This is a genomic window from Arthrobacter sp. NPDC089319, assembly GCF_040684925.1.
GTDB lineage: Bacteria > Actinomycetota > Actinomycetes > Actinomycetales > Micrococcaceae > Crystallibacter.
Genome location: NZ_JBFBGZ010000006.1, coordinates 51055 through 69945 on the forward strand (window position 1 = coordinate 51055; position 18891 = coordinate 69945).

Consider the following 18891-nt stretch of genomic DNA (forward strand, 5'->3'; position numbering starts at 1 on the left):
GCCGATGGAGTGCGTGACGGTTGCCAGAGGCGCCGTTGAGATGTCTCGTCGGCAACAGGAGCGTCGGTAGTTGAAACTGCTCCTTGGTGCGAAGATATGACTAGGGGAACCGAGAGGCTCTTGGAAAACTGACCTGACAACTGTCTATAGTCCGTGTTCTTGCCGACGCATGTTGACAGTGTGGGACGCTGGCCGAGGCCTGGTAGAAGGAATTCTTGGACTAGGGAGAGACGCGGCGAAACGATGGTGTCCTCACAGAGAGGGCGCTTATGGTAGCGCTGGTAGCGCAACAGGAACCCCTAATGCTTCCTAGAGAGTTACCAATCCGTATCCCACCGTTCAACGGAGAGTCGTTGGGAGGTTGGTTGGAGCGCTATTGCGCCGCCCTGTCCACGACCCGCGACGATTTTTTTAGAGCCGTGGGAGTGGAGGGGCGGCCCGGGAGCCCGCAGTTGATGGACATGTCCATCCGGTTGCCGGTGGAAGATATGAAGAATCTGAGCGCCGCGACTGGTGTCTCGTCGGTAGTTCTGGCAGGCATGACTATGCAGCGGTACGACCACCGAGTAATTGCACTAGAAGTCTCGCGACACTCTGTCGACCGCCATTTCCACTGGGCCCGGGGGAACGGGACACGATTCTGCCCCCAATGCCTCAAGGAGCTTCCGGGCGTGTGGCCTTTGTCCTGGCGGCTGACCTGGTCGTTTGCATGCCTTAAGCACTCTTGTCTGCTTCTCGACGCTTGCGTTGAATGCGGTCGGATCCCCTTCACCATGCACCCTCGCAGACAGGAGGTGCCGGTGCTCAATAGATGCGGCAACGCTCTCAGGGATCGGGGCGGTGGGCGTTGTCACGAAGATTTATCGCATGCCCCAATGGCCCAGCTGGCGGCCGAAGGCCCAATTCTGCAGGCACAGGCATGGTTGAACGGGCTGATTTCTTCCTCTGTGCTGCCGGCTTCTGTCCTCCAGCAAACCCTCAGTGATGTTAAGTTACTTGCAGGGCGGGCGCTCAAGGTCATGCCCACTGGCGAATTACGCGAGTGGAACGGCACAGTCGATGAGCCACGGTGCAGGTTCCGAATTGACCCTGAGCGCAAGCGCACGGGCTTGTTTAGGCCTGAATCCGCGGCCCAGACGGCACATGCGGTGTCCTTTGCCGCAGCTGCCCTGCACAATGAGGATCGCACGGAATTCGTGCCCATCTTGCGGAAGCTCATGTCTGGGGACGATAAGCAGATCATAAAGGAGTCGCCGTCGGGCGCCATTCGGCACTGGGGCGCGCCGTCAACGAGTCTGCAACGGAAGATGCTCGCAGCGTTGCACACGGATCTGGGACCTGCGGATGCCCTACGGTACCGAACAGTCGGCGCTGACGTGTCGGTCCCCACTATGGATGACCAAGAAATCGCTCGGCGCAGTCGTTCGATTCCGCAGCGGTTCTGGCCTGAATGGACTCAACTTCTGCAGCCCAAGACATCGATAGATGCCGAAGTTTTTCAAACTGCGCTGAGCATTGCCGCCCTTTTGCCTGGATACCGGCGCCATGCAGTCACTCATCTGGCACACTTGCTGGCTTCGCCGAGGCGCGGGGGCTTTTCCTATGTCTTCATGCGGCTGAACAATAACGAACGAGACCGAATAATCGACGCCCTTATCAATCTAGCGAACTATCTGGACGGCGTTGCGGGTCCGATCGACTACGAGCGCCGCCGTGGGTTGACTCTATCGGGGCTGCTTTCGCTGCCTGTCTGGGGCGGTCTTTGGCCGAGACCGGAGCGAGACAAGAAGCGGTCAGCAGATGCAGCGCGGCACTACCTTGCGTATCGGCTGACGGGATCGCTGACGGAGAGGCCAGACTCTCCCCACTCCACGTATTACACGCTGCAGAACTTCATTGCCTCTACCCCGACTCAAGTGCTTGGCTCGTTGGATGAACACGCGGAGGCATTCCTGGTGAAGGAGGGAATTGCAGAGCCATTGAGTTGGGAACCGCCCCTACACCTTCTGGAGAGTCAAGGCGCTCACGATCTGCAAGCGGATCCGTTGTCCGCTCAGACCGCTGCCCTTGTCCGTCGAGGACTGGTCGACAGACGCCTGATCTCCCAAGCCGAAGCACGTGCAACAAAGGCGGCGAAGGCCCAGCGTCCCAGCGACTCCTTTGAGGTGGCACTACGTTCCGCGTTGGATGCAGGCAAGTCGGTCGATGAGATGGCAAAGGCCTTAAACAAGTCGGCCAGAATGGTGAGGTGGCATCTGGCACGGCTCGGACTGCCGCCCAGCCTTGGGGAAAAGGAATGGCTTGACACCCAGTTGGTTCAAGAACTGTACCTGCGAAAACGGCGCACCCCTCGGGAAATTGCAGAACAGACCGGGTGGAGCAAAACGACCATCCGAAGATGTCTTCTGGATGCCGGCGTCAGCTTGCGGCAAAAGGGGCGGAACAGCGGTCCAACCGGAATCGAAGCGGACGATTACGAGCGGTTGCCCGCACTCCTAAGAACAGCGCTGCCTGGTCCTCATGGAGTGGCACGGCTACGGAGATTCGCGGAAGTGATGACGTATCGGACACTGAACGAGGCGGTGCAGGGCATGGGGCTCAACCAACCGTCATTGGTGCAGCAGTTGAAAAACCTGGAAGGGGATGTAGGAGGTGAGCTCTTCATCCGGGCTGAAGCGGGCCCACTCCATGGAACTGACGAGGCTGGGTCGAAGTCTCATCGGTGCCGGCGTGAAGTACGGCCTCTTGGATGGCCACGGAGAGCCGTAGTCGCGAAAGGTGTGATTCCGACCGGTCCAGCCCCAAACCTGAAAAGCCTAGCGGTGGCCCACACAACGGCCTAGAATGTCGCCATGCAAACTTCTTGCATGGCACAACAAATAGCCCGCCCTCGGCAGATATCTATAGCGTAGCACTTTATGCGATTTCCACAAGCAGATGCGCGCATCATCCGCGACGTGGTGGCGGTTCCTCCGCTTCCAGCCCAACATCCGCGCCCGCCTACGGTGAGCGATGATAAGCCGTGAAGCCGTTTCCTTTTCCAGAGTTCCCCGCCGGAGAGATCATGCTGAGCTTCAGGCGGGAACGTGATGTCATAGATTCTTTGCCTCTACCGCGAGTAATCCATCGAAGCTTTTATGGCGTCCTGCCATGGCGTGCATTCACCTACCGCCAAGGCCAAACCCACAGACCGGGACTGTACTGGGCCGCCACCTCTGAACGCCACGTGCCGTACGAGTCAGGCCTGGAACTGTCAGTCCTGCTCACGCTCGATAGAGACCCCGAAGTTAGACGCATTCTGTCCCAGCCATTCCGCATGGACCTTAACGGATCGGACGAGAGGTGGCATGTTCCGGACTTCTATGTTGAAGGAGCAGACGGAAGCGTCCGGGTGATCGAGGTCAAGCCAACCCACAGGTTGAAGAATCGAAAAGTTCGGGATGCGCTTGGGTGGGCTCAGAGCGAACTTCAGAATCATGGTTGGGCCTATGAAGTGCGCAGCGAAACGCCTGCGCAGGAGGCCCTGAACCTACGGTTCCTGGCCGGATACAGAAGGGCGTGGCAGTTTCACAACATCCTTCTCGACTGCGTGCGGCAGGAAACGACCGAACAGGAAGTGTTTCGGGCGCTGGAGTGGCGGATTTCGGAAGCCACCGGGGTAAGCAAACCTGTCGTCCGAAGTCACCTGCTGCATCTTTTGTGGAGAGGGGACCTTGTGGCAGACCTATCCCTTCCGTTGGACGTGCACACCCTTCTGGCCCCGGGGAGGCGGCAATGAACGGGACTATCGTGATGACCCTTGGTAGCCATGTATCGCATTCGGGTGCAGTCTGGACTGTCGTCGAATTCATTGGAACGGAAGTCCTGCTTGAGGCAGACACGTCGAAGGCCATGGCCAGAGTCCGGGTAGCCAGCCTCTTGGATCCTGCAGGGGACTTCCACCTTCTTCGGGAGGAAGGTCCATCCGATGAAACGAATGAGAGTGCGACGTTTGACCTGATTGCTGGGACACTCAGCCCGAATGCGCGAGAAGAGGTAACGCGAAGGGCAGCAGACGTTCGTGAAGTCCTGACCGGATACAAGTCAGGCAGCGCCGATGTCGCTTTGTCTGGGGAGCCAAAAGCTGAGTACGCGCCCGACACTGGGCTAATGGCGCGGTATAGGGCAAAGGCTTCAGAGCTTCGAGTCAGCCCGGTGACGGTTCGCAGCTGGGTGGCGAGGTACCGACGTGACAGGGAACTCGGACTTGTGGACAGGCGGTCGCAAAGACCTACTTCGCGATTCCACGCCACTGATCTGCGCTGGGTCAAGATCGCGCAGGAGGTAATTGACGAGCGGACTAACGAATCGGACCGGGACCGTGGAGGGTTGCTTCGCACGATCAGGGCCAGAATCGAGGCAACATACGGCGACTCAGTGAAGCTCCCGGGCAGGACTTCCGCTTACAACGCCTTGAACGAACTGATGGCCGGCAAAAGCACTTCGCACAATGCCATACGCCGTCGGTCGATCGCTGCTACACCTCAGCATTCCTTCGGCCGATTTGAAGCATCCAGACCAGGGCAGGTGATTCTTATGGACACAACCCGAACCGACGTTCTGGCCATAAACCCCATCACCGGCAAGTGGATCAACACGGAACTCACAGTCGCCATGGACCTGTACTCCAGGTGCATCGTTGGACTGCAGCTAACACCGATTTCTACGAAGAGCGTGGATGTCTCCTCCGTTCTTTACGAAGTCCTGGTACCCCGCCCAGCGCCAGCGGAATGGCCTGATGAGGCTGTCTGGCCCTACCACGGTGTGCCCGAAAACGTTCTGATCGATGCCGACAGGAACGAGGTCAACGAGCGCCGACTCAGCGGCCCCGGCTTGTCAATCGATAACATCGTCGTTGACCACGGAAAAATTTTCGTGTCCTCCCATTTGACCGGCGCCTGCGAACGGCTCGGAATCTCTCTTCAGCCGGCGCGTAAAGGCACGCCTTCGGACAAGTCACCGGTCGAACGCTTTTTCCACACCATCAGGACCGGGCTATTCCAGCACTTGCCCGGTTACAAGGGGCAGGACGTTCAAGCCAGGGGAAAGTGGGTTGAGAAGAATGCCTTCTACCTGATCAACGAACTAGACGCCACAATTCGAGAATGGATCGCGGTCAGCTATCACCGGAGCCCTGGTTCCGGGGTGGCAGATAACCAGTTGCCCGGAGTGAACCTCAGCCCTAGGGACCGCTACGCTCACGGCGTAGCACGTGCCGGAGTTATCGTTATGCCGAGCGATCCATCCTTGGCCCTCCGCATGCTTCCAGTGATTTTAAGAAAGATCGAGCCGGAAGGTGTCTCGTACCTGGGACTCATATATAGGGGCGAGATCCTGACAAAGTACCGGAAACGTCATGGCCCGGCCGCGGGGGGAGGCGGGAAGTTTCAATTCTCAGTTGATGCCGAGGACCTCCGCCAGATCTACTTTCAAGATCCTGAGGACCACCAATGGCACGTGCTGGCGTGGGAAGCCGCATCCAACGCAAAACAACCGTTCAACTCTGATGCCCTGAAGGTCGCGAAGGAACATGCCGCAGCAAAAGGTTATGACACTGAGCAGGCACTCATAGCGCTTCTGGCGCGACGGGAGGCTGGACTCGAAATGAATTCGCGAGAGCGGAAAGCCGCGCTTCGGGCAAAGCAAAAAAGAGAGGAAGTTGAACGGGCAGTAGAGAGTCTTCAAGCATCTTCGACGGCATCAGGTGGGCAGCAAGAGCCCAGTCAATCCGTGACGGAAAGGCCAGCAGATCCAGCGCGTGAAAAAAGGAACGACACCGATACAGGGGACTACTACGACGGGGCTGTGGAACTCTATTGAACGGCTCATTAGCGCAGACGCCAGGGGCGAACCATTCGCTTTCACGGAAAGAAGGCTGGTTCGCTTTCGCTGACCGCCCAGACATTCGGCCTCCCGAGAAGCTCTCCATTCCTGAGCTTCGTAAGTTGACTCAAGCCGAATCCACGGATTATGCCGAACGACGCAAGTGGTACCACGCGAATCTCACGCTTAGTACCCCGCAACTGCTCCGCGTTCATGCGGCCTTAGACGAAATGCTCGACGCCGACGTCCAGAGTTTCGACCGTGTCCGTAGCGCTCCGGTCATCGACGCCGATCCCGGTGTCGGGAAGTCAACGGCAGCAAACATGTATGGACGCCGCTTCCACCGGAGGGCGATCAACGCCTCCAGAGCCGCTGCTGCCGAGTCCGCAGAACACATCCCCGTGGCCCGAATAGGACTCACTGGCAACACGACACCGAAGTCTTTGGCCCTGCAAATGCTGGAGTTCTACGCTCATCCGAGAAGGACCGGCAACGCCCTACAGCTGACGTCGTCGGCCTTGGACTGCGTTCTCCGATGCAGGACGCAGTTGATCATCATCGACGACGTACACTTCCTAAACCTCAAAAGAAGAGATGGAAAGGAAGTCAGCAATACCCTAAAGTCACTCGCCAACGACTTCCCAACGACATTTCTCTTCATCGGGGTAGGCGTCGAGAGGGAAGGAATGTTCGACGAGGGAAACGCTGGGGGAACAAACGCACAGCTAGGGCGTCGTTGGACAAGGCTCGAGATGTCCGCGTTCAACGTCTTCACCCCGGAGGGGGCTGACGAGTGGCGCTCCACCCTGCTCGGCCTGGAACAGGCCTTGGTACTTCTCAAGTCCTACCCGGGCATGCTGGCCGAGGAATTGAGCGACTACCTATTCGTAAGAACAACCGGATATATCGGATCATTGATGGAACTGCTGCGACTGGGAGCAGCCAAGGCCATCAACACCGGGAAGGAGGCCCTCTCTCAAAAGATGCTGGACAGCATAACGATCGCGCAGGCAGCCGAGGCAAGACGTAAAGATACCCAAGCCAGGCTAGTCACCTTTCGCCGTAAGCAGGCCGCTACCGCCAGCGGCGCCGCCGCTTCTCCATGACGATTCCCTGGTCGTGAAAATCGTCACCACACAACCCCGTAATGGTCCTTGGCGGCTTCGACCACCCGACCGATGTCGTGAAGATGGTCAACTGGCCTATCCCCACTCAAGTATCCGGAAGGGTCACAGAGCCACTGCGCGAGTTCCTTCGAGGGGATCTGGTATTCGGCTGCGACCGAGAGGAGCAACGGTACGGCTTCGCGTATCATCCCGGTCTTAGGGTCGAACTGGAAACTTGGGTAAACGGTCCTTCCACGATAGGTAAATCCCAACAGTTTGCCTTCGCGGAGGAGATCTTTCGGTTCCCGCAGCGTCTCAGCTATGACAAGGTCGGTAATGTCGAGTTCGGAAAAGAACGTGAACTCCCGCTCCATATCCCTCATCGCCTGCTCTGTCGCCGCGATGCCTGCTGCAGTCTCGGGCGTGACCATCGGCTCCAGGTACTCAAAGAACTGCCGTAATTCGCGGCAGGCTGCCTCGTACGCTGCAGACGTCTCTTGCTCCCTCATGGTTCCCGTCCTTCAGCACCCATCGCATGGGACCACGATGTCCTCGATCCCGTAAGATTGCCCCAACTCGGGAAGGACCCGGCGCGTCACCGGATCCCGCGCAACTAGAGACGACGCCCGATGAAAACCAACATACCCCTTGAGATGCAGAAAAAGTTCCTGACTGAGGATGGCTTCGAGCCGTGGCCCATCCCAGACGATTGGCTGCCAACAATAGAGTGGCTGGACGAGACTCTTGAAGCACTCGCCCCGGGATATAGGATCGTTCAGATCAAGGAAAAGTTCGGGCGACTGCGGTTCTACTATCAGCTGCCAGACGAAACTCCGATTGCCGTGGCCAGAGCATTCAGAGCACTCATCTTCCAGACCGAAGAAGCCATCAGACACGAAGGCACAGCTGAAGGCAACGTCCTGTTGTACTAAAGCGGCCAAGCCGGCCTACCAGAAGGTTGCAGCCGCCTGGTGCAAATTCGGAACGTCCTGCAAGTAGGGATTGCCTAACAAAGAGGCTGGATCACTTAGTCCATGCCGCAACGTCCCTGCGAGCAATTTCCAGCACTGGCTGCAAGCATCGACCTTGACTTAGCCACTCCCGGGGACTCAGCCCGTCCAGCCGGTCGGAGGTCTCTCCGGTGAACCAAAGCGCTACAGTCCAGCCGTCATTCAGGCCGGTCAGGAGAACTTTGAGTGCTTCTGCTAAACCTGGCAGCAACTCACCGTCTTCCTGAAACTGCCAGACCGGATACAGCCATTTGCCGTCCACGGTCCGACAGCCCAATAGCTGGTGGGCTTGTCGACGTTTGTCGAGGGCTTCCTCTGGGTATTCGAGCCAAGAGACCAAGCCGGCGGTGTCGTAGAAAGGGCCAACTTCATGACCATCGTATCGGCCGTTTCTTAGGGGCATCGCGGCCATCATTCCTTCCGCATTTGAAGCCCGAGCGGACAGATGGGGCTCACGCTAGCTATCTGCAGGCCTCAAAACAGCTGAAGCAAGACGGCTAAAAGCCGGGGTCTCGGGTCGCGTTTCGTGGTTCTTCACAAATTTATTACCCGCACGCTCACAATCCAATGGTTGGGCCCTCTCCAGGTTCCGTATCGCGGGATGTGTGACTGACCTATTCTGGCCCGGCTTGAACTACTCGAAGGTCTCGCCAAAAACAGCGACGCACTCTCGAATTATCCCTTGAATGTCGGTGACGGCGGTTCTTCGAACAAGAGGTTGCGTCAACGACTCGTCCAAAGGATCCAATTTGCGGACACGCAGTAAGGTTCGAGCTGCCATTGCGCCTCTACATGGCTGTTCGGGGGTCGTCCATCACCCTAAGATCGTTGTGCGAACCGACTCGAGGTGCTGGCGCATCGCTTGCTCAGCGGCCAGGGCATCGCGTTCTTGCAACGCCTTGACGATTCGACGGTGCTCGTCGCGGTACGAGTGGCAGCGGGCAGCGTTGAACGTGCGTCGCTTGAGCCCACCCCACGACGGATCGTGCCTCGACGAGTGCAGGATGTCGACGATCGCCGTAATTACTCCGTTGTGTGTAGCAATGGCGAAACTGCGGTGCAAAGCAACGTCCCAGGCCTCGAACTCCTCGTGGATATCTGCTCCGTCTCCACCCGCGAGGCAACGTTGCATCTCGTCAAAGTCGGCCTGGGTGGCAGTCAGAGCTGCCATAGAGGCGATCTGTGGCTCCATTAGGAGACGGGCCGCCATGAGTTCGGCGGGGCTAACGCTGATGATGCTGGCGTCCGAGGAGTCATTGCGAGGAGGCGCCACAAAGGTGCCTCGCCCGACGTGCCGCACCACTCGGCCGTCAATCTCCAGCTGTAACAGTGCACGACGAATGTCGGTTCGGCTGCAGGCTAGCGACTGTCCGAGTGCCCGCTCAGTGGGGAGCCGATCTCCTGGTTGCAGTTCTTGCGACGAGATCAAGTGCTCGAGGTGCTCCACCACTAGCCGAGCGTCTCGTGTGTCGATCAGACCATGTGTCACGGGCATCTCCCTTCTCTACCAAAATGACTCTACCAATGCGAGTCAATCACGACCATTCATCGAATGGATGACGGGCGGCAAACGGCCCTCAGGATCCAAGCGGAGACTTTTTCGCGCGTAAACTTGACGCGCGTGATTCAAGTCACCTACGCTCCAAACCAATCAGGTTCATTCGCAACCAAACTTGCGAATGAGGACGGATTGGTCACTGAACGCCATGGTCACTCCATGGATGGTCGGCGACCTGGGCGAGGTGCAGCAGCACGGCAATGCTGTAGTCGCTGCATGTCCTCACCACGTTCTACCAGAGACAGGGCGTGCAGTCCGCGCACTGCTCGACCATGGCAGTCATTGTTCAACTCAATCGAACGGAGCATTTAGATGCGTACAACATTCCCGCGGTTATCTGCGCTTGCAGTCGTAGCAGCTCTCGGCCTGGCCGGGTGCAGCGACCCGTCGACCGGAGACGCGACCGCCGGCAGCAGTAGCGCCGCCACGGGCGAAGCTGCTGCGGCCATCCCGAACAACTCTAAAATCATCGACGCGGTCCAGACCGATCAAGCGCTGGCCGACAAGGTCCCCGCGAACATAGCCGAGGATGGGACGTTAACCGTTGGCACTTATCTCTACTTCCCGCCCAGCATGTTCCTCGCCCAGGACGGCGAGACCATCATCGGCAACGACAACGACATCATGCTGTCGATAGGCAAGAAGCTCGGTTTGGAAATCGAGTACCAGAACATGGACTTCGCCGCGCTCATCACCAGTTTGCAGAGCGGCCGCGTCGAGGCCACGATGGCCGCGATGAACGACAACGCCGAGCGGCAGGAGGCCATTGATTTCGTCGACTACCTCATGTCCGGCATCGCTCTGGTCATCCAGAAGGGCAACCCTGCGGGAATCGCGGGCCCTGACGACCTGTGCGGTAAGACAGTCGCCACCACCACGGGCACGATCAATCAACAGTGGGCCGAGGCTCAGAGCGAGCAGTGCGTCGCGGCCGGCAAAGAAGCCATCGAGACCTTCGTGACTGATAGTGATACGACAAACCAGAATCAGCTGCGCACCGGCCGGATCGACGTCCTGCTCCAAGATCTTCCTACTGCCATCTATCTCGAGCGCACCATCGAGGATGGCGAAGCCTTCGAGGTCGTCGACATCCCGGTGATCGAGGGAGCGCCGTACGGCATCGGAGTCAATAAGCAGAACCCTGAGCTGCGGGACATCATCTCCGAGGCACTGAATTCTCTCATCGCCGACGGCACTTACGGGAAGATCCTTGAGGCCTGGGGCACCGAGCACGGTGCGATCGAGGAAGCCACCATCAATGGTGGCAAGTGACATGAGGGTGGATGCGCCGCGCACACAGGAGGAGCGCACCCTGCTCCCGCAAGTGCGGCTCAAGCACTGGGGTCGTTGGGTGGTAGGCGCCCTGATCATCGCATTGGTGCTGGCCCTCGGATGGAGTGCCGCAGCTGGGAATATCGACTACGCAGCCATCCCCGGATACCTGGTCCATCCGGTTGTTCGTGCCGGCTTGGTCAACACGATCATCCTGGCCATCGGCTCCATGGCGGCAGCCATCGTGGTCGGCGTGATCATCGCGTTGATGCGCGTCTCCAACAACCCCGTGGCCAATGTATTTGCTGTCTTCTACATATGGTTGTTCCGGGGCCTGCCGCTCTTGGTGCAGATCCTTCTTTGGTACAACCTTGCGCTGGTCTTCCCGCAGATCAGGTTCGGCATCCCGGGTACCGATCTCAGCCTGTTCAGTGCCAACACGAACGACGTGATGACGGCGTTCTTCGCCGCCTTCCTCGGTCTGGCCTTGAGTCAGGGTGGCTACATGGCTGAGATCGTCCGGGCAGGACTCAAGAGTGTCGACCCGGGACAGATTGAAGCGGCGCAGTCGATTGGGCAGACCCCGATGCAACGCACGTTCCGCATTGTTCTGCCGCAGGCCATGCCGGTCATTATTCCGCCGACGGGCAACAACTTCATCGACCTCCTCAAGAGTACGTCTTTGGCGTCGGTCATTGGCTTTCTGGAGCTCGTCAAGGCCTCGAACAACATCTCGTCCTTCAACCTCCAAGTGATGGAAACTCTTATCGCGGCCGCCATCTGGTACATGGTGCTCGTAACCGTTGCAAGCATCGGTCAGCGATACCTGGAAAGGGCCTTCGACAAACGAGGCCGCAAGCAGGGAATGCCAGCCGTGCGCCCATCTGCCGGCCGCAGCCTCTCGTCAAACATCTTCTCGCCCCCGTTTGTCAGGACCAAGCGATGACAAGTCTTAGGAGCAAGTCATGACCGCGGTAAACACCGCCCCTGAAGTCGGGGCGCCCGTCTTGGAAGCAGTACGCGTCAACAAGTCATATGGACATCATCAGGTCCTCAAGGACGTTTCGCTTGACGTTCATCCCGGTGAAGTCGTTTGCCTCATCGGCCCGTCGGGCGCAGGGAAGTCAACCTTCCTGCGTACCCTAAACCGGCTGGAAGTGCCTGACTCAGGCGAAATCTGGGTGGGCGGAGACCCGATCGGATTCCGTCCGGACAATGGCAGGCTCCACGAGCTGACCGAACGTCAGCTCTCAACCCAACGTGCCCGCACGGCAATGGTGTTCCAGCACTTCAACCTCTTCCCTCACTTCACTGCGTTGCAGAACGTGATGGAGGGCCCGGTGCGCGTGCAGAAGCGCAAGTCCGTCACCGTCCGTGAGGAAGCGGTATCTCTGCTCAACCGCGTTGGCCTGGGAGACAAGATCGATTATTACCCTTCCCAGTTGTCTGGCGGGCAACGACAGCGAGTGGCGATCGCGCGCGCGGTCGCTATGAAGCCCCTGTTCCTGCTGTTCGATGAGCCGACCTCTGCCCTTGACCCCGAACTCGTCGGCGAAGTGTTGGACGTGATGACAGCGCTCGCAAAGGACGGTCGAACGATGCTCGTCGTTACCCACGAGATGGGTTTCGCTCGACGCGTCGCGGACCGAATCGTGTTCATGGCGGACGGGGCCATCGTCGAGCAAGGCACATCGGATGAAGTCCTGGACAACCCCAAAGAACCCCGCACCCAACAATTCCTCAAACGGGTTCTCGCGTGACCAGTCACCGCATCCTCTGCAGAGGGATTCAACCAGATGCAGGTCTGAGTCAGCCCCAGGGCAAAGTCGTAGACCAGCAACACGCCGGCCCCCCAACTCGTAGCCGAAGCCACGGTGGGTCACTGGGGCAGATTGGCAGCAAATGTCTTATGCCCGGCCGAATACGTTTCGTATCAATGGATATTGAAGGAAATTCCCATGAGCTTTACTGAGAACCCGCTTGAGGCGCTGTCGCTGGAACAGCTCCAGGCCAGAAGCAGTTGGAAATGGCGCGCCTACCCAGATGACGTGCTGCCTCTATGGGTTGCCGAGATGGACGTGCCACTGGCGCCGCCGGTTGCAGAATCGCTTCACCGAGCCGTGGCAATAGGCGACACCGGATACGTGGCCGGCACCGAACTAGTGGAGGCGTTTCAAGGCTTCGCTGCGCGCCGTTGGGGCTGGAAGACCGTCGAGGTGGACCGGACCTTGGTCGTGGTGGACGTCATGAACGGTTTCGCACAGCTTCTGGACGCCATCACCGACCCAGGTGACTCAGTCATCGTTAATCCGCCCGTCTACACTCCGTTCTACTCCTACACGCAGCACCACGGACGGCGCATCGTAGAGGCGCCTTTAGGCGAGGACTCACGAGTCAACTTCGAAAGCCTGGATGCAGCATTCATGGCGGCGCGAGCCGAGTCGTCACGAGCCGTGTACCTCCTGGCCAACCCGCACAACCCCACGGGAACGGTACACACGGCCGCCGAACTCACCGCCATTCTGGAATTGGCTGCACGACACGACGTTACAGTCGTCTCCAACGAGATCCACGCGCCACTGGTGTACTCGGACGCATCGTTCACGCCCTTGCTTAGCCTCCCGGGTGCCGAGCGCGCATTTTCTTTGACGTCGGCCTCGAAGGCGTGGAACCTTGCAGGCGCCAAAGCTGCTCTGCTCGTAGGCGGGGCCGATACGGCTCCTGAGCTGGCTCGCATTCCAGCGTGGACCTCGCGTATAGCCAGTCAGCTCGGCGTCATCGCCCAGGCCGCCGCCTACAACGAAGGTGAGGAATGGCTCGACGCACTACTTATCGGGTTGGAACGGAACCGCGCTCTTCTCGCCGAGCTGCTGGCCACCCACCTGCCTCAGGTGGGTTACCTGCGACCTGAAGGCACCTACATGGCTTGGCTCGACTGCCGCAACATCGTCCCATCCGACGCGGACGACCCGGCAGCGGTCGGAAACTTCGGGGCGATGGTCGGTCCCGCCAAGCTCTTCTACGACGAGGGCAAGGTCGCGGTCACCTCCGGACACGTCTTCGGTCCAGGAGGAATGGGACGCGTGCGCATCAACTTTGGTACGAGCACTTCCATTCTGACCGACGCGCTGACCCGCATGGGCCAAGCAGCGCGCTCGCTCCGAACTTAAACATCCGCCGTTAGGCGAGCCCCCAATTGCAGACGTTCTAAAGCGGCTGTGCCATAAACCACCATCAATTTTGCCTGTACACCCGGGCTGAAGGGACATGATCATGAAGATCGCGCGCTACCTCTCCGATGGAGCAGACCGCACCGGCGTCGTCGAAGGCGACGTCATCCGTGAGATCCACTGGTCGCTGCGCGACCTTCTCGTGCTGGCTGCCACAGGCCACGAGGGACACAACCCGCCGTACACCGGGCACGAGACCACCGTCAACGAGGTGACCTTCCTGCCGCCGGCCATTGCCGGAAACCGGGTATTCTGCGCCGGCATCAATTATGTGGCGCACCAGCGCGAATCCGCTGACGTCTTCGTGGCCCAAATTCCGGAGGAGCCCATCTTGTTCCTCAAGGACTTCAGCACGCTGGCAGGCGCCGGCGCGGTCCTCCATCTGCCCAAGGGCGTGTCCGAGCAGTTCGACTGGGAGGCCGAGCTGGGCGTCGTGATCGGGGCACCGGTGCGCAACGTGTCCGTGGAGGCCGCCCTCAACGCGGTCGCCGGCTACACGGTAGTCAACGACATCACCGCACGCGATCTCCAAACCAAGCACGTCCAGTGGACATTGGGAAAGAATAGTGTCGCTGCGACTCCGATCGGACCGTGGATCGTCACGAAGGACGAACTCGGTGGCGAGCCGGAGCTCGAGATCTCGCTGAGCGTCAACAATGAACTCAAGCAGACCGGCAACACGCGGGACATGCTCTTCAGCGTGGCACGCCTCATCTCGACCATCTCGGCCGTCATGCCCCTCATGCCCGGTGACGTCATTGCCACCGGCACGCCGAGCGGCGTCGGGTTCAAGCGGAACCCCCCAGAGTTCCTCCACGACGGCGACATCGTCGAAACCCGCATCGAAGGGATCGGTGCCCTGACCAACTCCGTCCAGACTGGAGTGAACTTGCGCGTTGCCGGCTGAGAGAACACTAAATTCTGTCCGCCGAGGGGAGCCGCGCTCGCAGGAATTGTTGAGCTGCCTGCGCGGTAACCACAACCAGTTCGCCCTGGTCCCAACAGCAGCACCACAAAGGTCGCAGTCTTCCCCACCCCTAGCTATATCTGGCCTATGGAGTGTCTCGGACTGATCTTGGCGCCGAAGTTCTTGAGAGGTGCCCTTGGTGCGGTTGGCCTAACAAATATCAAATATCCAGCTTCGAAGGCCAACAGATCCATGCGTACGAATCCCGACTTCACGACCGATCGACTCAGAAGCCAACGACCGGTTGGCCGGTGCGCCGGTCAACGATTTACCTCGTTCCGTATCCAATAACCCCGCGACTTCTGGAGAGGCAACAACATGTCTTCAAGTACCGAAACACGCCTTCAACAGCTGGGCATCGCCCTACCTAAGCCCCACGCAGGGGCGGCGATGTACGTACCCTGGGTGAAGACAGGCAACCTCCTTTTCACGTCGGGTCAGCTCCCGCTCAAAGATGGGAGACTCAAGGCGACAGGCCTCCTCGGAGAACACCTCGACCTAGCCGAAGGGCAAGAAGCTGCCCGCTGGTGCGCAGTCAACCTGCTATCCCAGCTCCGCGCAGCCTTGGGCGACCTGGACAGAGTGCAGCGGCTGATCAAAATCACCGTGTTTGTTGCTGCAGCAAACGGATTTAATGACCACCATCTCGTGGCAAACGGCGCCTCGGAACTCCTCGCCGACGTGTTCGGGTTCAAAGGAGACCACGCCCGTTCGGCAGTGGGTGTTGCTGGCCTGCCAATGAATGCGCCAGTCGAAATTGAAGCAGTCGTCGAGTTCGCCAATGCAAACTCTTGGGAGGGTCTTGCAGAGTTCAGCAATGGATATTGACTCCGCTCCGTAGCTGCCGGGTGCGCTGCGCCCGGCACGGGCCGCTTAAAACCCTTCGTGAACAGACGGGCTGATGACTGCGACGGCTTGATTCTCAATCGGTTCAGCGCATTCCTCGTCTAAGGCGGCGAAACATGTGATGTCGTCCGGCGCTACCGCGACATAGTCATAGCGCCCGTTCATTTCCCTCCACTTGGGTGAGGGGGCCGAGAGAGAAACTACGGTCACACCAAGAACGATGCCCATCCGGAGGCGATCCGGAGACGCGGAACAAGCGACGTGCGCCGAAAACGAAGTGGACTAGGCGATAAAAACGTTACACAACGGAGTTGGTCAGAGTGCCGATGCCACCGAGGGTGATATCAACTCGATCACCGGGCTGAACATCTGCACACGTGCCTGGCGCGCCGGTCATGACAATGTCTCCCGGTTCGAGGGTCATCCACCTTGTGACGTAGACCAAACAGTCGGCGACGCTCGAGGGTAGATTGAAGGATCCGGATTTTGCCTTGGGTTGGCCGTTGATGGTGACTGTGATGCTGACATTTTCGGGATCCTTGATGTCTGTTTCAATCCAGGGTCCTAGAGGTGTGTAATTTGTGCCGGCTTTGGCTTGGAATAGCCTCTCGTCGGCCTGCCCCAGATCTGCATTGGTTACGTCGTTTGCCACTGTGTATCCCAGAACATGGTCTCGGGCATTGTCAGTGGTGAGGTGTGCAGCGCGTTTGCCGATGACGGCGGCAAGCTCACCTTCCACGTTCACGGTGCCGATGCCGCGCGTTATCCGGATGGGATCGCCCGGGTTCGCTAACGTGTGCAGGGATTTGTGCCATGCCTGCACGGGTAACGGGTGGTCGGTGTCGTTATGTCCGATTCCCACAATGGCGGCGGGACGCACGGGTGCAAGCAGCTTTGCGCTCTCTGCCGGCGTTGTATCCCCGGTGAAGCTTAAGACGTCGGCGAACGGATCCTCGACATGATGCCACCCACCGTCCCTCCACACGGCGTGGCGGGTTCCGACTGCGGTTTGTAGCCGCGCAATTCGCATGATTCGTTCATTCCTCGGGGATCAAACCATTGTCACGGGGCGCCTATGGCTTCTGGTGGCGGCGTCGCGGCCCGACGTGCTTGCCTGTGAGGTCCTCACGTTGATGACCTCACAGGCGTTCGCACTGGCTCACGCCCTAGGGGCAGTTGCCGGGAGATCGATCCGGCGCATTTTCAGGGCGGGGTTTTCGCTTCTCACGCCCTGGATGTGTTCCAAGGTGAGAGTGCCGGTGGCCAGTCCCGTCGGTTCGAACAAGCTGTCGATGCAGGCACCGGCTGGATCGTATATGGCTGACAGGCCGATACCCGCGGGCGGACCGTGGTCAGCGGCGACGACGTAGGCCGTATTTTCGATGGCTCGGGCGCGAAGCAGTGTTGTCCAGTGCAGCTCCTTCGATGGTCCCGGCACCCATTGTGCCGGGACAAGAAGTACCGATGCTCCAGCCGCCGATCTTAACCGCGAGAGTTCAGGGAACCGCAGGTCGTAGCAGGTCTGTATTCCGAAGATGAGGCCCGAGTGCTCGAAGAGCGGTTCCTGGTCAAGGGGCCCTGGCCGGATCCAACGGGATTCTTCCGAGCCGAAAGCGTCATACAGGTGAACCTTGCGATAGCACGCCAGGAGCGTGCCGCCGGGGCCCACGGATACGACCGTGTTGTACGGGCGGGGGTCAGAGTCCGGGACCGTTTCGAGCATGCCGGCAGCGATCGTCACCTTGTACTGACTGGCGAGTCGGGACATCGCTGCGACGAAGGGGCCGTCCAGAGCTTCCGCGTTTCCTGACACCTGTTCTGAGAGTTGCCCGGGGAACCATGAGGAGTATTCGGGGAACAGGACAACTTCGGCGCCCTGCCGGGTAGCGGCCTTCACGAGCCGTTCGATCGCGGTGAGGTTGTTGGCTTTGTTCCTGGTTGGGGCGAATTGTGCGGCGGTAACGACGGTCATTTCGTCAGTTCCAGGACAGCGACTGCCCGGCGGGTTCGCTCACGTGCCCGGCTGATGAGGATGGACAGAACCAACGCGATGCCAAGGGCGATGGCCTGCTGATTGGAATCGAGGCGAATCAGGTTCATTCCGTTCGTCAGGCCGACGATGAACAGGACGCCGAGAATGGTTCCCCCGACACCGCCGCGGCCGCCGCGGAGAGATGCGCCACCGATGATCGCGGCGGTGATCGACATCATCATGTATTCTCCGCCCAGCTGGGGCTGTCCTGAGGAGACACGGGCTGTGAGCAGCCATCCTGCGAAGGAAGTCAGTACGCCGCCGATTACGTAGGCGACCAGGAGGTTGGTCTTGACCCGGATGCCGGCAACGGTGGCGGCGATTTCGTTGCCTCCGATCGCGTAGATGGACTTGCCGTAGCGTGTCCACCGCAGCACGACGAAAAGCACCGCCACTACTGGAATGGCAAGGAGCAGCGCTACCGGGATCGGGCCCAGGCGGCCGGAGCCGATCTCGTGGGTGAAGAGCTTAGGGAGGCCGCTGATCTCGCGGCCGCCGCTGACGACCATGGTGACCCCGGAAAAGACGGACATCGTGGCCAGGGTGACGATGAAGGCGTTGACCCGCAGGATGGCGACGCCAATCCCGTTGACGAGACCGACGATGAGTCCGATGACGACGGCGATCACCAGGCCCCATACGATCGCCAGTCCAGCGTATTCTTCGACCCCGCCATACACGGAGTTCATCACCATTGCCGAGCAGACACTAGTGAGGGCGATATTTGATCCCACGGACAGATCGAATCCGCCACTGATCAGGATCAACATTTGGGCGAGGGCGGTCAGCAGTAGGAAGACGCCCATTGTGGCAACTGAGTTCAGGTTCTGGGGCGAGAGGAAGACCGGGTTCACAATGGAGAAACCGACGACCAGCAGGATGAGCAGGAAGGGGAGCGGGCCGCCGACGGCGAACGCCTTCATGCCCCAGTAGGACGTGTTCCGTCGTTGGCCTGGCAGCGGGCCCGGCTCGGTGGCCGGACGCTGAAGAGTTTGCTGAGCCATTTGT

At 59.4% G+C, this 18891-nt stretch carries 17 protein-coding genes and 1 pseudogene; 12 read left to right on the plus strand and 6 right to left on the minus strand.

What is annotated here, in order from left to right; translation table 11 throughout:
- Positions 1-302 precede the first annotated feature (302 nt).
- From AB0N75_RS10305 to AB0N75_RS10325, 5 genes and pseudogenes are all read left to right on the plus strand, one after another.
- Positions 303-722 (plus strand): annotated as a pseudogene (locus AB0N75_RS10305) (TniQ family protein); the annotation flags it as partial.
- Positions 723-875: 153 nt separating this feature from the next.
- On the plus strand, positions 876-2843 hold the full coding sequence (locus tag AB0N75_RS10310; RefSeq protein WP_364649541.1) for a LysR family transcriptional regulator: 1968 nt from the start codon (positions 876-878) through the stop codon (positions 2841-2843).
- Between the two features lie 221 nt (positions 2844-3064).
- On the plus strand, positions 3065-3778 hold the full coding sequence (locus AB0N75_RS10315) for a TnsA-like heteromeric transposase endonuclease subunit (RefSeq protein WP_364649543.1): 714 nt from the start codon (positions 3065-3067) through the stop codon (positions 3776-3778).
- Positions 3775-5859: a hypothetical protein gene (locus AB0N75_RS10320; RefSeq protein WP_364648923.1), complete on the plus strand. Its 2085-nt coding sequence runs from the start codon at positions 3775-3777 to the stop codon at positions 5857-5859. Before AB0N75_RS10315 ends, AB0N75_RS10320 begins: the two co-directional genes overlap by 4 nt.
- A gap of 125 nt (positions 5860-5984) precedes the next feature.
- Entirely contained in the window at positions 5985-6968 is a 984-nt protein-coding gene (locus tag AB0N75_RS10325) for an ATP-binding protein (RefSeq protein WP_364648926.1), read from the plus strand.
- A gap of 23 nt (positions 6969-6991) precedes the next feature.
- Here AB0N75_RS10325 and AB0N75_RS10330 read toward each other — a convergent pair whose 3' ends face one another.
- The gene (locus tag AB0N75_RS10330; protein WP_364648929.1) at positions 6992-7477 is read right to left on the minus strand and encodes a hypothetical protein; all 486 of its coding nucleotides are present in this window, start codon (positions 7475-7477) and stop codon (positions 6992-6994) included.
- A 120-nt stretch (positions 7478-7597) separates the two neighbouring features.
- On the opposite strand from AB0N75_RS10330, the gene AB0N75_RS10335 reads away from it, so the two are divergent.
- Complete coding sequence (locus AB0N75_RS10335; RefSeq protein ID WP_364648932.1) at positions 7598-7900, plus strand: hypothetical protein; 303 nt, start codon at positions 7598-7600, stop codon at positions 7898-7900.
- Between the two features lie 91 nt (positions 7901-7991).
- On the opposite strand, the gene AB0N75_RS10340 is transcribed toward AB0N75_RS10335, so the two are convergent.
- The gene (locus AB0N75_RS10340) at positions 7992-8390 is read right to left on the minus strand and encodes a hypothetical protein (protein ID WP_364648935.1); all 399 of its coding nucleotides are present in this window, start codon (positions 8388-8390) and stop codon (positions 7992-7994) included.
- 402 nt (positions 8391-8792) lie between these two features.
- On the minus strand, positions 8793-9473 hold the full coding sequence (locus tag AB0N75_RS10345; RefSeq protein ID WP_364648937.1) for an FCD domain-containing protein: 681 nt from the start codon (positions 9471-9473) through the stop codon (positions 8793-8795).
- Positions 9474-9848: 375 nt separating this feature from the next.
- Here AB0N75_RS10345 and AB0N75_RS10350 point away from each other — a divergent pair, with 375 nt between their 5' ends.
- The 6 genes from AB0N75_RS10350 to AB0N75_RS10375 all read left to right on the plus strand — a co-directional run bounded on the left by AB0N75_RS10350 (position 9849) and on the right by AB0N75_RS10375 (position 15833).
- Entirely contained in the window at positions 9849-10808 is a 960-nt protein-coding gene (locus AB0N75_RS10350) for an ABC transporter substrate-binding protein (RefSeq protein ID WP_364648940.1), read from the plus strand.
- On the plus strand, positions 10795-11754 hold the full coding sequence (locus AB0N75_RS10355) for an amino acid ABC transporter permease (RefSeq protein WP_364648943.1): 960 nt from the start codon (positions 10795-10797) through the stop codon (positions 11752-11754). The genes AB0N75_RS10350 and AB0N75_RS10355 overlap by 14 nt, the downstream gene beginning before the upstream one ends.
- 19 nt (positions 11755-11773) lie before the next feature.
- Positions 11774-12568: an amino acid ABC transporter ATP-binding protein gene (locus AB0N75_RS10360; RefSeq protein WP_364648946.1), complete on the plus strand. Its 795-nt coding sequence runs from the start codon at positions 11774-11776 to the stop codon at positions 12566-12568.
- Between the two features lie 198 nt (positions 12569-12766).
- Positions 12767-13978 carry an aminotransferase class I/II-fold pyridoxal phosphate-dependent enzyme gene (locus AB0N75_RS10365; RefSeq protein ID WP_364648949.1) on the plus strand — a complete coding sequence of 404 codons (1212 nt, stop codon included), beginning with the start codon at positions 12767-12769 and terminating at the stop codon, positions 13976-13978.
- 103 nt (positions 13979-14081) lie between these two features.
- Positions 14082-14945: a fumarylacetoacetate hydrolase family protein gene (locus tag AB0N75_RS10370; RefSeq protein WP_364648952.1), complete on the plus strand. Its 864-nt coding sequence runs from the start codon at positions 14082-14084 to the stop codon at positions 14943-14945.
- Positions 14946-15323: 378 nt separating this feature from the next.
- Positions 15324-15833 (plus strand): RidA family protein, encoded by a 510-nt coding sequence (locus AB0N75_RS10375; RefSeq protein ID WP_364648955.1) that lies wholly within the window; start codon positions 15324-15326, stop codon positions 15831-15833.
- A 316-nt stretch (positions 15834-16149) separates the two neighbouring features.
- Here the strand turns inward: AB0N75_RS10375 and AB0N75_RS10380 are convergent, their stop codons facing one another.
- The 3 genes from AB0N75_RS10380 to AB0N75_RS10390 form a co-directional block, all read right to left on the minus strand.
- Positions 16150-16881, minus strand: a complete 732-nt coding sequence (locus tag AB0N75_RS10380; RefSeq protein ID WP_364648958.1) for a fumarylacetoacetate hydrolase family protein — start codon at positions 16879-16881, stop codon at positions 16150-16152.
- 129 nt (positions 16882-17010) lie between these two features.
- Positions 17011-17823, minus strand: coding sequence for a carbon-nitrogen hydrolase family protein (locus AB0N75_RS10385; RefSeq protein WP_364648961.1), 813 nt, complete (start codon positions 17821-17823; stop codon positions 17011-17013).
- Positions 17820-18887 carry an ABC transporter permease gene (locus tag AB0N75_RS10390; protein ID WP_364648964.1) on the minus strand — a complete coding sequence of 356 codons (1068 nt, stop codon included), beginning with the start codon at positions 18885-18887 and terminating at the stop codon, positions 17820-17822. The genes AB0N75_RS10385 and AB0N75_RS10390 overlap by 4 nt, the downstream gene beginning before the upstream one ends.
- Positions 18888-18891 lie beyond the last annotated feature (4 nt).